8 protein-coding genes are annotated in these 14,449 nt (G+C 45.0%); 7 read left to right on the forward strand and 1 reads right to left on the reverse strand.

Annotation, left to right across the window (positions count from 1 at the left end; genetic code table 11):
• The first annotated feature begins 22 nt into the window (after window positions 1-22).
• From LX99_RS15870 to LX99_RS15885, 4 genes are all read left to right on the forward strand, one after another.
• Entirely contained in the window at window positions 23-493 is a 471-nt protein-coding gene (locus tag LX99_RS15870) for a RidA family protein (protein WP_109608756.1), read from the forward strand.
• Between the two features lie 118 nt (window positions 494-611).
• Window positions 612-1,724 carry a D-TA family PLP-dependent enzyme gene (locus tag LX99_RS15875; protein ID WP_109608829.1) on the forward strand — a complete coding sequence of 371 codons (1,113 nt, stop codon included), beginning with the start codon at window positions 612-614 and terminating at the stop codon, window positions 1,722-1,724.
• Window positions 1,725-1,739: 15 nt separating this feature from the next.
• A complete protein-coding gene (locus tag LX99_RS15880; protein WP_109608757.1) occupies window positions 1,740-2,813 on the forward strand; it encodes a dipeptidase in 1,074 nt (357 codons plus the stop codon).
• 294 nt (window positions 2,814-3,107) lie between these two features.
• Window positions 3,108-4,658: an alpha-N-arabinofuranosidase gene (locus LX99_RS15885; protein WP_109608758.1), complete on the forward strand. Its 1,551-nt coding sequence runs from the start codon at window positions 3,108-3,110 to the stop codon at window positions 4,656-4,658.
• A 93-nt stretch (window positions 4,659-4,751) separates the two neighbouring features.
• Here the strand turns inward: LX99_RS15885 and LX99_RS15890 are convergent, their stop codons facing one another.
• Window positions 4,752-5,396 carry a redoxin domain-containing protein gene (locus LX99_RS15890; protein WP_109608759.1) on the reverse strand — a complete coding sequence of 215 codons (645 nt, stop codon included), beginning with the start codon at window positions 5,394-5,396 and terminating at the stop codon, window positions 4,752-4,754.
• A gap of 783 nt (window positions 5,397-6,179) precedes the next feature.
• On the opposite strand from LX99_RS15890, the gene LX99_RS15895 reads away from it, so the two are divergent.
• The 3 genes from LX99_RS15895 (at window position 6,180) to LX99_RS15905 (ending at window position 14,436) form a co-directional block, all read left to right on the forward strand.
• On the forward strand, window positions 6,180-9,347 hold the full coding sequence (locus LX99_RS15895) for a SusC/RagA family TonB-linked outer membrane protein (RefSeq protein ID WP_109608760.1): 3,168 nt from the start codon (window positions 6,180-6,182) through the stop codon (window positions 9,345-9,347).
• A gap of 5 nt (window positions 9,348-9,352) precedes the next feature.
• Complete coding sequence (locus LX99_RS15900; protein WP_109608761.1) at window positions 9,353-10,969, forward strand: SusD/RagB family nutrient-binding outer membrane lipoprotein; 1,617 nt, start codon at window positions 9,353-9,355, stop codon at window positions 10,967-10,969.
• 182 nt (window positions 10,970-11,151) lie between these two features.
• Window positions 11,152-14,436: a VCBS repeat-containing protein gene (locus LX99_RS15905; RefSeq protein ID WP_109608830.1), complete on the forward strand. Its 3,285-nt coding sequence runs from the start codon at window positions 11,152-11,154 to the stop codon at window positions 14,434-14,436.
• Window positions 14,437-14,449: the final 13 nt, after the last annotated feature.

Here is a 14,449-nt window from a genome sequence, read left to right on the forward strand (position 1 = left end):
TAAAAACAATAGTTTTACGCTCATGAACACTCCCGAAGAAAACTTCGCGGCGCTGGGTTTAAGCCTCCCGCCCGCGCCCAAACCGCTTGGCGTTTATAAACCTTGTTTGGTTGACGGTAAATATTTATACCTGTCAGGCCACGGCCCGGTACAGGACGATGCCAGTTTGATTATTGGCAGGATTGGCGATACCATTAACCAGGAAGATGGCAAACTGGCTGCCCGCCAGGTAGGTTTAACCATGTTAGCTACCATTAAAGCCAATATAGGCAGCTTCAATAAAATAAAGCGTGTTATCAAAGTTTTGGGCATGGTAAACTGTACGCCCGATTTTGAGAAACATCCATTCATCATCAACGGAGCCAGCGAACTTTTTGCCAAGGTTTGGGGCGAAGAGAACGGCATCGGCGTACGTAGCGCGGTAGGGTTTGGTTCATTGCCTGATAATATCCCTGTAGAAATTGAAGCGCTGTTTGAATTGGAAGAGGAATAAAATTTTCATGCAGAGGCATATCACATGCGTCTCCCCGAACGCTAATTACGATGTACAACATTACGGATCGTTATTGGGGAGACACTTGTGATGCGTATGTACATTATTTAAAATGCCTATGGCCACAAACTGGTATAATATTCAATACCCCGATAAGCTGGATACCCCCGCCCTGGTTGTTTATCCCGATAGGGTAAAAAATAACATCACAACCCTTGCCGGGATGATAGATGACGTTTCCCGCTTACGTCCGCACGTTAAAACCTATAAAAACGCCGAGGTCACCGGTTTACTGCTTCAAGCCGGTATTAACAAGTTTAAATGCGCTACCATTGCCGAAGCCGAGTTACTGGCTATCAGCAAGGCGCCCGATATTTTACTGGCTTATCAACCGGAAGGACCGAAACTTCATCGCTTTATCAGGCTGATCCATGCCTATCCAAAAATACGTTTCGCGTGCCTGGTTGATAATGCAACATCGGCCAAAGAAATTTCGGATGCGGCGGAAAGGTATAAGCTAAAAATCAACGTTTACCTGGATCTGAACGTGGGCATGAACCGCACGGGTATCCCGGCCGGCTTTGAGGCTTTGCAATTATACATGGATTGCGGTGTATTACCGGGCGTAGTCCCGGTAGGTTTACACGCTTATGATGGCCATATTCATGATGTAGATTTGCAAAAACGTGCAGAGCGTTGCAATTTCGCTTTTGACCCTGTTTTTAAACTTCAGCAAGACCTGAAACAAAAAGGCTATCCGGAGCCTGTCGTCGTAGCGGGTGGCTCACCAACATTCCCTATCCATGCAAAACGGACAAACGTTGAATGCAGTCCGGGTACTTTTGTTTACTGGGATAAAGGTTATCAGCAGGCTATGCCAGAGCAGGAGTTTTTGCCTGCCGCCTTAGTGATCACCAGGGTGATATCGTTACCCGGCCCAACAAGGCTTTGCCTGGATGTTGGCCATAAATCCGTTTCGGCCGAGAATGAGTTGAATAAACGTATTTACTTTTTGAACGCCCCCGAACTTTCACCTGTTAGCCAAAGCGAAGAACACCTCGTGGTTGAGGCCGGTAACAACCATCAATACCAGGTTGGCGATGTGCTGTACGGTATACCTCACCACATTTGCCCTACGGTAGCGCTTTATGAGCGCGCTTATACCATCGAAAATGAAGACATTAGCGGCGAGTGGTTAAATAAGGCCCGCGACCGCAAAATCACCATCTAATCCCCTCCCGAAAAAATGTTTATAGTTGACGCGCACCTTGACCTGAGTATGAATGCCCTGGAGTGGAACCGCGACCTTACGCGCCCGCTTGCCGAGATAAACCAGCGCGAAGAAGGTTTAACCGATAAGCCTGACCGTACCAGAGCCACTGTATCGCTTCCCGAATTACGCAGAGGCAATATCGGCCTGGTAGTAGCCACCCAGATAGGGCGCTATGTGGCGCCGGATAATCCTTTGCCGGGCTGGCATTCGCCTGAACAGGCCTGGGCACAAACGCAAGGACAAGCGGCCTGGTACAAGGCTATGGAAGACGCTGGAGAAATGGTACAAATCAGGGATTTGAATTCTTTGGAAAACCATTTAAAACTATGGAATGATGGTAAACCGAACAATACAAAGCCTGTAGGTTATATCCTAAGCCTGGAAGGCGCCGATTCGATAGTTACTGTACAACATTTACAGAGAGCTTATGATTACGGCTTAAGGGCGGTTGGTCCGGCGCATTACGGGCCGGGACGGTATGCGCAGGGCACCGACGCCACCGGTTATATGGGCCCGAAAGGTCATGAATTGCTCAGGGAAATGGAGCGCCTCAATATCATTTTAGATGCTACCCATTTATGTGATGATAGCTTTTGGGAAGCATTGGATCATTTTAACGGCCATGTGTGGGCAAGCCATAACAATTGCCGGGCGCTGGTGAACCATAACCGCCAGTATAGCGACGAAATGATTAAAGCACTTATCGAACGCGGCGCGGTGATCGGCGCGGCGCTGGATGCATGGATGATGGTGCCAGGCTGGGTAAGAGGAATATCCACACCTAAAGGCATGAACTGCAATATGGAGGTGATGGTTGATCATATCGATCATATTTGCCAGATTGCCGGTAATGCCCTGCACGTGGGCATGGGCACCGACCTGGATGGCGCCTTTGGCCGCGAACAATGTCCTTATGATCTGGAAACCATAGCTGATTTACAAAAAGTCCCCGACCTGCTGAAAAAACGTGGTTATACCGATGAGGATATTGAAAATATGATGCATGGTAACTGGTTAAGGTTTTTAAGGAACGCCTGGGGTGATTAGGTTAACAGTTGAACCGACTTTACAAAACTTTAGGATGAGCAGGATAGCATAAATCACTATATAAATCCTGATCCTGTTTGATAAAGGCGCCAAACGGTTTCTTATCACCGCGCCGTTAACGTGATATAACTGATTATATTACACCTTACTTCAATGTAACAAGCTTGCTCAACGCGGGATTCAACCTACGAGATCAGGATAGGTTAAAGGGCCAATAATTTTTATTGTTATTTTAACACTTATTAATAAAAATTCCTTTACTTTACTCAACAATCTTGTTAAACCTAAGTTTCAATGAAAAAGAACCCGCTTTTAAACCTTGGCGTTATCGCTTTGTCATTACTCGGCTCGTCGGCTTTCGGGCAAACCGGTACACTTAATATCAGTACCGATTCAAAAACCACCATCAGTAAACATATTTACGGTCAGTTTGCCGAGCACCTTGGCCACGGCATTTATGGCGGCTTTTGGGTTGATAAAAACCTGCCCGTTAAAAAGCAGGACAGGATTCGCCTGGACATAGTCGACGCGTTGAAAAAAATCAAAATCCCTAACCTGCGCTGGCCCGGCGGCTGCTTTGCCGATGAATATCACTGGCGTGATGGCATCGGTCCGGCGGCGCAACGTCCGCGCATGGTGAACACCAACTGGGGTGGCATTACCGAGGATAACAGTTTCGGTACGCATGAGTTCCTGCAGCTTTGCGATCTTTTAGGCTGCGAGCCTTATGTGGCCGGTAACGTTGGGAGCGGCACGGTTGATGAGATGTCGAAATGGATTGAATACTTAAACTCAAACAGCAGCAGTACCGTAGTGCAGCTACGCGCTAAAAACGGCCACCCCGCTCCGTATAAAGTAACCTTTTGGGGCGTTGGTAACGAAAGCTGGGGCTGCGGCGGCAATATGACACCTGAATACTATTCAGATTTATTTAAGCGTTATGCCGCTTTCGCTAAAGATTATCCCGGCGCCAAACTTAAAAAAATCGCCAGCGGACCAAATTCCGACGATTACCGCTGGACTGAGGTTTGTATGAAAAACATCCCTAACTGGCTCATGTCAGGTCTGTCATTACATTACTATACCATCCCAACCGGTAACTGGGGCAAAAAAGGCTCGGCAACCGCCTTTGATGAAAAGGAGTACTTCGGCACCATGGTTAACTGCCTTAAAATGGAAGAACTGGTTACCAAACACTCGGCCATTATGGATAAATATGATCCGGAGAAAAAAGTGGCTTTGGTAGTTGACGAATGGGGAGTTTGGACAGATCCGGAACCTGGCACCAACCCCGGCTTCCTGTACCAGCAAAACAGCCTGCGCGACGCGCTGATAGCAGGTACCACCCTAAATATATTTAACAATCACAGTGACCGTGTGCGTATGGCCGCCCTTGCACAAACCATTAACGTTTTACAGGCCCTGATATTAACCGATAAGGAAAAAATGATCCTCACCCCTACCTATCATATTTTTGATATGTACAAGGTACACCAGGATGCAAAATATCTTCCTGTAAAATTAAACGCACCTGATTATGAAGTTGACGGTAAAAAGATTGAAGCGGTTAATGCCTCGGCATCACAGGATGCAACCGGAAAAGTACATATCTCGCTGGTAAACCTCGATCCACATAATACCATTACCATTACAACCAGCTTAAACGATGTTAAATGGCAAACCGTAAGCGGACAGGTATTAACATCAGCAAACCTTACCGATGTAAATACCTTTAAGGATGCTAACAAAATTCATTTAAGCGCCTTTAACGGCGCTAAAAAAGATGGCGACAAGCTGGTAGTGGCGCTTCCTGCCAAATCGGTAGTAACGCTTGAGTTGAAATAAATCCCCTTTCCCCAATAAACAATAAAGCCGGGCGCTGTGATAAACATGCCCCGGCTTTTGTTTTTTTCATCAGATTAGCTTTCAGCCTTAAAATTATGCCGATTTTTTGCTGTTATTAATCAGCGCCGATTCATAAACCGCGCCAACGATATCGCCGGTCGAGAAAGTTCCTAAAAAATCCCAATCGATATGATTATAAATTACCTGCTTGTTAGGCTCTATAACATACGTGGCTAAAAGCGGCGCGTTTTCGTCAATGCCCGAAAACCTGTCCCACACGGGATAGTCATCCGAATAAACCCTAAACTGCCGGGCTATTGTTTTATCTTCATCATGGTAAAAATTTAACGACAGGCTATGCTCCCAGGCCAGTTTATCCAGTGCATCGGTACGTTCATCACTTATCACCAGCAAACTTCCGCCGGCGGCCTTTACCTCATGGTGCAAGGCGTTAAGCTGCTTTAACTGCGCCAAACCCTGTACACCCCAATGGCGTGAATAAAAGGAAATAACCAACGGCTTACTTAACAGGTTGCGCAAAAGCAAATGGCCATGCGTTTCGGCTCCGTTGTAAAATTGCTGCCAGTGGCTATAATCGTTGCTGAGTTTAAATTCCGGAACAAAATTACCGGCTTTTACAGGGTTAAGCGATTTTACTTTACGGAACTGTAAATCAGGCTCGGCGATAACTTCAAGCAGATCAAAAAAGGGATATTTATCTTTATTAACGGTTTGCATTTTTATTAGAATTACGGTGTTGTTGATTAATTGCTTTTATTGGTAACAATAAGTTTATTGTTTAAACAGGTTGGCAACAACAACGGCATAGTCCATAAATCACCCTGTAACGCGTTAGCCTGCCTTGCGTAAGGGCGTTTACTGCTGTTGTGTTATGGGATGTTTTCATAAAATGTATTAGTTAATGAGGTCAGCAAGAGTTAGCGGGTAAATCGGCGGGAGGTTAACGTCAATTGCAGCAACACATACTTATTTTACTATTAACCTGGTAAAGGGTTAAGGTATGCTGTTGGTTAATGATCATGTCTCCTGTCATCATTGTTTTAATATTACAAAAACAAATATACTACAATATCTATAAATTTAGTAGATTAATTTAAAAAAAAGCATACTCTTTATTTAATCAATTGCTAAATCGTTTTTCTAACTAAATTATCTGTAAAGAGTGTTCTACTCCGTTTTTAATACCGCCCAAACACTTTTGTAAAATATTTTTTTCGGGTTTGTAGGCAATAGCTAAAATTTAATTGTCCTCTCCTTAAATCACACGTGCGCCCCGACGAGGCAACAACGCCTTTGCACGCTGATCCGTTAACCAAACTATATGATATTGATTGATAAACCCGGAAAACTGATGCCTATGTAAAAAAAGCTTACTCTCCCGCCACAGGCAATAATTACCCGGAGGGAATTACTGCCACGAAAATGATTTTTGAATGTTTATAACTGCGCTGCGCCCCCCGAAGGTGCCTCGCTATTAACTCCCTTTAAATTCAATAAAATATGAAATTTTTCAAACACCCGGTGGGTGTACACAGGCCATGGGTATCCCAGTCGCTCAACCTGTGTAAGTTTGCCCTTGCAGGTATTGTGCTTTTAAACACGCAGGCATCGGCTGCCGAAGCGCCAAAAGCAAAAGCCACTTCGAACTTTAATTTTAACTTAAACTTCGCTAAACTTACCGGTAAGGTAGTTGACGAAAAAGGCGAACCCCTGGTAGGCGTGAGCATCAGGATAAAAGGCACTACTACAGGTACCCAAACCGATGCCAATGGTAACTTCACATTGGATGTACAGCCCAACACCGTACTTATTTTAAGCTATATAGGTTACGGCACTACCGAAGTTGCTGTAGGCGGTAAATCAACCATTACCATCACCCTGAAATCAAACACTAACCTTAATGAGGTTGTGGTAACGGCTTTAGGTATTAAAAAAGAAGAAAAGAAATTAGGTTACGCCATTACAACCGTAAAAGGCGACCTTTTGGATAAAGCCAAAGAAACCAACGTGGCTTATTCATTAGAAGGCCGCGTAGCCGGTGTAAGCATCAGCGGTGTAAGCGGTGGCCCGGGTTCATCAGCGCGTATCTTATTACGTGGTGTAACCAGCGGTACCGCAGGAGGCCCCTTATTTGTAATTAACGGTGTGCCTATGGACAATACCCAACGTGGTTCATCGGGCGAATGGGGTGGCGCTGATTATGGCGACGGCATCAGCAACATCAACCCTGATGATGTTGAAACCATTACCGTATTGAAAGGCCAGTCGGCATCGGCTCTTTATGGTACACGTGCTACAAACGGTGTAATTTTAATTACCACTAAAGGCGGTAAAAAAAATTCGGGTTTTGGTGTTGAATTCAATACCAACTACCAGGCGGATAAGGTTAACAACACCACCGATTTTCAAACTACTTACGGCCAGGGCCAGCGTGGTGTAAAACCACAAACAGCTACTGAAGCCCAAGCAACAACCCGGTTAGCATGGGGTTCGAAACTTGATGGTTCATCAACCATACAGTTTGACGGCAAAATGTACCCTTACTCATACGTGCCTAACAACCTTCAAAACTTCTACCGCACAGGCAACACCTACACCAACACTGTAGCGTTTGACGGCGGTAATGAAACCGGCGCTTTCAGGTTATCTATTTCTGATATGAACGCGGGTTCGATAGTTCGTAACAGCGACCTTGACAGGAAAACATTCAACCTGAATGCAAACCAGAACGTTACTGATAAGCTTAACATCGCTGTGACTGCCAACTACCTGGTTGAAAACTCTAAAAATCGTTCGAGCCTGAGCGACGGACCAGGTAACCCCAACAACATCTGGTTTATCGCCCCTAACTTAAACCAATCTATTCTAAATCCCGGCTATGGCGCTAATGGCTATGAGCAGGTTTGGACAGACGATCCATATGTAACCAACCCTTACTTTGCTGCCAATAAGTTTATCAACAACACCGGTCGTAAAAGGTTAATTACAGCACTAACTGCACGTTACAATATCACCAGCTGGATTTACGCGCAGGCCCGTTTAGGTTATGACAACATTAATGATAGCCGCTTTAAAGTTACGCCTACCGGTACTGCTTATTACTCAGGCCTGATGGGTGGTTTGGATGAGCAATCAACCACGCAAACATCAGAATTAAATATCGACGGTTTAATTGGTGCTAAACACGATATTGTTAAAGACCTGTTATCATTTGATGTAACCGCCGGTGCCGCTACACGTACCAACCTGTATGAATACACCAGCCTTAGCGGCGGTCCGTTCACACTACCATTCTTCTACAGTATCGCTAACGTAGGCAACAAAAACTCGAGCTATGGCTATAGCAAATCAGTAGTACACTCAGCTTATTATAACGCAGACTTCGCGATAAAAAACTTCCTGACCATCGGTACAAGCGGTCGTTATGATGCCTACTCAACGCTTAATGCCGGTAATCGCGGTATATTCACGCCGTCGGTGTCAGGCTCCTTCATATTCTCTGAGTTTACACATATACCAAAGCTTGATCTGGGTAAAATCAGGTTATCATACGCCAAAACAAGCGGCGAGTTGAAAGACGCTTACCAGACATCGTCTTATTATAACCTCGGCAACAACATCAACGGTACAACAATCGGATATTTCTCATCTGATCTTTATAACACAGGTCTGAAACCATATACACTTTCAGAAGTAGAGGTTGGTACCGAGTTGAAAATGTTTAACGGCCGTTTAAGTTTCGATTTTGACTATTTTGCCCGTAAAACCAAAAATGAGATCCTGCGTAGCAGTATTGATGGAGCATCTGGTTACAACACCCGCTTAATCGGTTCTCAGTCATTCCAAAACCGCGGCGTGGAGTTAGAAGTTAAAGGAACTCCGGTTCAAACTTCATCCTTCTCATGGACACCATCGTTCAACTTTACCTATGTTAAAAACAAGGTATTAAAAACCGATGAAGTCGGTACTACGCAAACTTTAGGTACCTACCGTCCGTTAAATGCCAACCTCGCTTACGTAGTTGGTTTGCCAGGCCCACAAATTATGGCTAACGATTATAAACGCGACGCGAGCGGTAATATCATCTTTGATTCAAACGGTTATCCTGAAACTACTGATCGTAAACCAATGGGTACAACAGTGCCTAAAATTTACGGCGGTTTAAATAACGAATTCAACTATAAGCACATCAACCTGTCGTTTTTGGTTGACTACCGTTTCGGTAATAAAATCCTGTCGGCAACCAATGCTTACAGTATTTACCGTGGTTTAAACAAAATTACGCTTGATGGCCGTGAAGGCGGTGTAGTAGGTAAAGGTGTTACCGAAGCAGGTACCCCAAACACCAAAAATGTTGAGGCACAGGATTACTACCAAAATGGTTTATACAAAGTATCGGCACTTAACGTGTTAAGCGGCGACTTTATTAAACTGCGCCAGGTAACATTAGGCTATACCTTCACAAGCGGCATCCTGAGAGGTTCTCCATTCAATGGTATAACTGTATCAGCAGTTGGCCGCAACTTATGGACAATCCTGAAACATTCAGATAACATCGATCCTGAGTCGGGCTTCTCAAACAATATCAACTATGCAGGCATTGAGGGTACCAGCTTACCGGCAACCCGCACATTCGGTATTAATGTTAACTTTAAACTTAGAAAATAACAGAGATGAAAAAGAAAATCATATATAGTGGTCTTTGCCTTGCAGCTTCGCTATTTGCCGGATGCACCAAAGATTTCACGAAAATAAATACTAACCCAAATGCGACCGACGCTTCGGTATTTAACCCGAGCTTTCTTTTGGCACAGGCTGAGCTTAGCTATTCGCAAACAGGCTACTCGCAATTGCTTTTCCAAAGCATGTGGTCACAATCGTTAGCATCAACGTTCAGCTATTATGGTAACGGCGATAAGTACACGCAAAGCGGCTCGTTTAATGACTATATCGGTCGTGTTTACAGTGAAGGGTACAGTGCCGAGAGCAATGCGGCGGAAATGAAAAACCTTACCGATGGCAACGCTTCTTATTCAAACCTGAATAAGATAGCAACCATTATGAAGGTGTTGATCCTGCAACGTGTTACAGATACTTATGGTGATGTTCCGTATTCGGAAGCCGGTATGGCAAAACAGGGTATCTTTTTCCCTAAGTTTGATAAGCAGCAGGATATTTACACCGCCATGCTGGCAGACCTTGACGGGGCGGTAAGCGGTTTAGATGCATCGAAAGACAAACCAACCTCTGATTTGATTTACAGCGGCGATATTGCTAAATGGAAAAGGTTTGGTTACTCGTTAATGCTGCGTGTTGCTATGCGCTTAACAAAAGTAGACCCTGCTACAGCTCAAAAATACGCTGAAAAAGCCTACGCCGGCGGAACCCTGGCGAGTGTTGATGAAAACGCGAAAGTAAAAACCGACAACGCCGATGGCTACAGCAACGCTATAGTTAATGCTTTGTTAACTACTGATGACTTCCGTGAAGTACGCTGGTCAAAAACCCTGATCGATTACATGAAATCAACTACCGACCCGCGTGTGAGCGCTATTGCTGAAATTACAATCGGCGACGGTAAAGCTGCCAACGAAAATGAATCTACCGCAGGCGATAATACTTACTCAAAACAGTTAGGTTTACCAAATGGTTATGACTTAAATGGTGGCGCAACCGATATCTCTAAAGCGCCCGGTTATCCTGGTGCAACTCCGGCAGCAAGCGCAACCGATGCGCCCGCACCACTTGGAAAATACTCACGACCAAGGTTGCAGGTTTACTATACCTCGTCTGCTAACATTAACCCTGTTGATAAAAGCACCATTAACATGTTGTTAACTTACGGCGAAACCGAATTATTACTCGCCGAAGCTTCAACAAGGGGCTGGAACACCGGAAGCGCAGCTACACACTATGCCAACGCGCTTGCAGCTGATATGAAATCAATAGCACAAATCAATACCGCCGCTACTATTGATGCCGCCACCATTGCAGCGTACGTTGCTGCACACCCCTTGGTTAGCGCTACAGCACTTCAGCAAATTAACATGGAGTACTGGGTTGAAACTTCAAGCTTATTCATGTTTAACGAAAACTGGACTAACTGGAGAAGATCAGGTTATCCTGTGTTAACCCCGGTTGTTTACTCTGCACAATTTGATACGCAAATCCCGCGCCGTGTAATTTACCCTATCAACTTGCCGTCAACCAACCCTAAAGGTTTGGCAAGTGGTGTCGCTTCATTATCTGATGGTGATAAATTTTCATCACGTGTTTGGTGGGATAAATAATCCCCCCGCATAACTACTTTTAAAAACAAGGCTATGGTTTCATAGCCTTGTTTTATTTTACAACAAAAGGATTAGCAATCCGGTTGCCGCTTATCAACCAAAATGGTTATTTTTATATCCCCTGCAACCGGAAATTTATTAAGCTATTGATGATGTGCTGTTCTTCCCCCCTTTTTAATTTAATGATTAAAAACTTAAAAGCCGCAGGCATTGCGGCTGTAATGAGCCTACCCGGCTTTACCGCTAACGCCCAGCAACCGCTATTTAAACTACTCAGCCCCGAAGAAACCAATATTAAGTTCCGTAACGATTTGGTTGAAGATGAAAAACTCAACGTATTATCGTACGAGTACCTTTACAACGGTGGCGGCGTTGCTGTTGGCGATATCAATAATGATGGCCTTGAAGATTTGTTTTTTACCGGCAACCAGGGACCGAACAAGCTTTACCTTAATTTAGGCAAACTAAAGTTTAAAGATATTACCCAACAAGCCGGCGATGGCCTTGCAGGCAGGCCGGGCGATTGGAAAACCGGCGTTACCATGGCCGATGTTAACGGCGACGGCCTTTTAGACATTTATGTATGCTACTCGGGCCTTGGCGATAATGCCAAACGCCGCAACCAGCTTTTTATCAATAAAGGCAATAACAAATTTGTTGAACAGGCTAAAGAGTACGGCCTTGATGATCCGGGTTACAGTACCCAGGCCGTATTTTTTGATTATAATAATGATGGCAAGCTGGACATGTTCCTGCTTAACCACAATGTTAAAAAAATAAGCAACCTGGAATTTGCGCAGGCCAAAGCCCAAACCGACGAACTGGCCAGCAATAAGCTTTTTGAAAACCAGGGCGGCCACTTTGTTGATGTATCGCAAAAAGCGGGCATCATTCAAAATCCGCTTACTTTTGGCCTTGGCGTAGCCATTGCCGACATTAATAAGGATGGTTACCAGGATATTTACGTAACCAACGATTACAACGAACCCGACTACCTGTACATCAATAACGGCGACGGCACCTTTAGCGAAGACAGTAAAAAATGCTTCAAACACCTCTCCCAGTTTTCGATGGGGGTTGATATTGCCGACATCAATAATGATGGCAATGCCGATGTGATGACATTGGATATGCTGCCACCCGATAACCGCCGCCAAAAGTTGTTACAATTGCAGGAAAACTATGAATCGTTTGAGCTGATGCTAAACCAGGGCCTGTACAAACAATACATGCGCAACATGTTGCAGCTGAATAACGGCGACGGAACTTTTAGCGAAATAGGACAACTGGCAGGTGTATCCAATACAGACTGGAGCTGGTGCCCGCTCATTGCCGATTTTGACAATGATGGCTATAAAGATATTTTTATATCAAACGGTTACCTGCGCGATTACACTAATAAAGACTTTTTACGGTATTGGGGCGATTACAAGCTCAAAAAGGCGATGAACCGCGAGCCCTTCCTGCTGATGGACCTGGTAAAGGCCATGCCATCCACTACCCTATCCGATTATATCTTTCAAAACAATCATAACCTTACTTTTACCGATAAAAAGCTTGACTGGGGCATTAACAGGCCCGGGATCTCCAGCGGTGCGGTTTATGCTGACCTGGACAATGATGGCGACCTTGACCTGGTAACCAATAACATCAATGCCGAGGCATCTGTATTTCAAAATACAGCTACCGAAAGCGGTAAAAACCGGTACCTGAGTATTAACCTCAAACAACCATCGGGCAATACAAACGCCATTGGCTCAAAGGTATTTGTTTACACCGGCAAGCAGCTGCAGTACCAGGAGGTTAACCCTAACCGCGGGTATCTTTCGCGCGTATCAACCATATTAAACTTTGGCTTAGGTACTAACCAACAGGCTGATTCTGTGCGGATCATATGGCCCGATAAAACATCGCAGTTATTAACCAACGTTAAGGCTAACCAACGCCTTGATATCGTTTATAAACCCGGTAGTACTGTCTATAACGCGGCAACAACCGCCGCCGCCAAACCAATATTTAGCCAAAGCAAAGCGCTAATTGATTTTACGCATAACGAAAACACCATTAACGATTTTAAACGCCAGCCATTGATGCTGTTCATGAACTCGAAAACAGGGCCGGTAATTGTTAAGGGTGATGTGAATAAAGACGGGTTAGAAGATCTGTTCATCGCAGGCGACCAAACCAATCCGGGCCGCGTTTACATTCAGAAAGCCGGTGGTACATACACGGTTCAGGAAATAACCGATATGAACAAGGAAAACACATCGGCCGCGGCATTTTTTGATGCAAACGGCGATGGGTTTCCTGATCTGTATATTGCCAAAGGCGGCTATAGCCTGTTAGAACCCGGCGCGAATGAGTTACAGGATAAGCTTTACCTTAACGACGGCAAAGGTAACTTTAGTTATTCAAGCACATCTTTGCCGGTGTTAACCGGCAGCAGCAAATCATGCGTGCGGCCCTGCGATTATAACGGCGATGGCAAAATGGATGTGTTTGTAGGCTCGGGCGTAACGCCGGGTTACTACCCAACGGCGCCTAAAAGCTACCTGTTAACCAATATCGGCGGCGGGCAATTCCAGGTTACTGACGCGCCTTTTGCAAACGTAGGCATGATCAAAGATGCCCAATGGGTTGATCTTGATGGCGACGGGCGTAAAGACCTGATTATTTGTGGTGAGTTTATGCCGATAATGGTATTCGGCAATAAGAAAACCGGCTTTGTGGATGAAACGGCAAAGTATTTCGACAAGCCTGAAAGCGGCTTTTGGAACAGCATTACCATTGCCGATGTAGATGGCGATGGCAAACCCGATATGATAGCCGGGAACCTTGGGCAAAACACCCAGATCCAGGCGAGCGCTGCTCAACCTGCCGAAATGTATTTTGCCGATTTTGACGGGAATGGTTCTATCGACCCTTTCTTTAATTTTTATATCCAGGGTGTAAGCTATCCCTTTGTGAGTCGCGATGAACTGAACGACCAGATTTACCCCATGCGTAAGCGCTTTGGTTCATACAAAGCCTATTGCGACGCCACCATGAAAGATATTTTCACACCCGAGGAGTTGGCCAAAGCAACGAGGCTGACTGTTAATGAGGTAGAAACAAGCCTTTTCCTTAACCGGGGCGGCAAATTTGTTAAGGAAGGTTTGCCTTTGCAGGCGCAATTCTCCTCGGTATCTGCTATCATTTCCGGCGATTTTACCCACGATGGCAAAACAGATTTATTGTTGCTGGGCAACCATTCGGATAACCGGTTAAAACTGGGAAGTTTTGACGCCAACTATGGTTGCCTGCTTACCGGCGACGGTAAAGGTGGTTTTACCTACCAGCCGCAAACATCATCGGGGCTGTGTGTAAACGGCGACGTAAAATCGGCAATGGAAATCAAAATAAATGGGGCCAAATACCTGATGATAGGTGCATCAGGCCAGGCATTACAGTTTTATAAGGAGAATTGATAAGTTGAAAGTA

Source organism: Mucilaginibacter oryzae (genome assembly GCF_003148845.1).
GTDB lineage: Bacteria > Bacteroidota > Bacteroidia > Sphingobacteriales > Sphingobacteriaceae > Mucilaginibacter > Mucilaginibacter oryzae.

Excerpts from the sequence above, each read along its gene's own strand:
- LX99_RS15895 (WP_109608760.1), top strand. The coding sequence starts at position 6,180 with ATGAAATTTTTCAAACACCCGGTGGGTGTACACAGGCCATGGGTATCC.
- LX99_RS15890 (WP_109608759.1), bottom strand. The coding sequence starts at position 5,396 with ATGCAAACCGTTAATAAAGATAAATATCCCTTTTTTGATCTGCTTGAA.
- LX99_RS15870 (WP_109608756.1), top strand. The coding sequence starts at position 23 with ATGAACACTCCCGAAGAAAACTTCGCGGCGCTGGGTTTAAGCCTCCCG.
- LX99_RS15905 (WP_109608830.1), top strand. The coding sequence starts at position 11,152 with ATGATTAAAAACTTAAAAGCCGCAGGCATTGCGGCTGTAATGAGCCTA.
- LX99_RS15875 (WP_109608829.1), top strand. The coding sequence starts at position 612 with ATGGCCACAAACTGGTATAATATTCAATACCCCGATAAGCTGGATACC.
- LX99_RS15885 (WP_109608758.1), top strand. The coding sequence starts at position 3,108 with ATGAAAAAGAACCCGCTTTTAAACCTTGGCGTTATCGCTTTGTCATTA.
- LX99_RS15880 (WP_109608757.1), top strand. The coding sequence starts at position 1,740 with ATGTTTATAGTTGACGCGCACCTTGACCTGAGTATGAATGCCCTGGAG.
- LX99_RS15900 (WP_109608761.1), top strand. The coding sequence starts at position 9,353 with ATGAAAAAGAAAATCATATATAGTGGTCTTTGCCTTGCAGCTTCGCTA.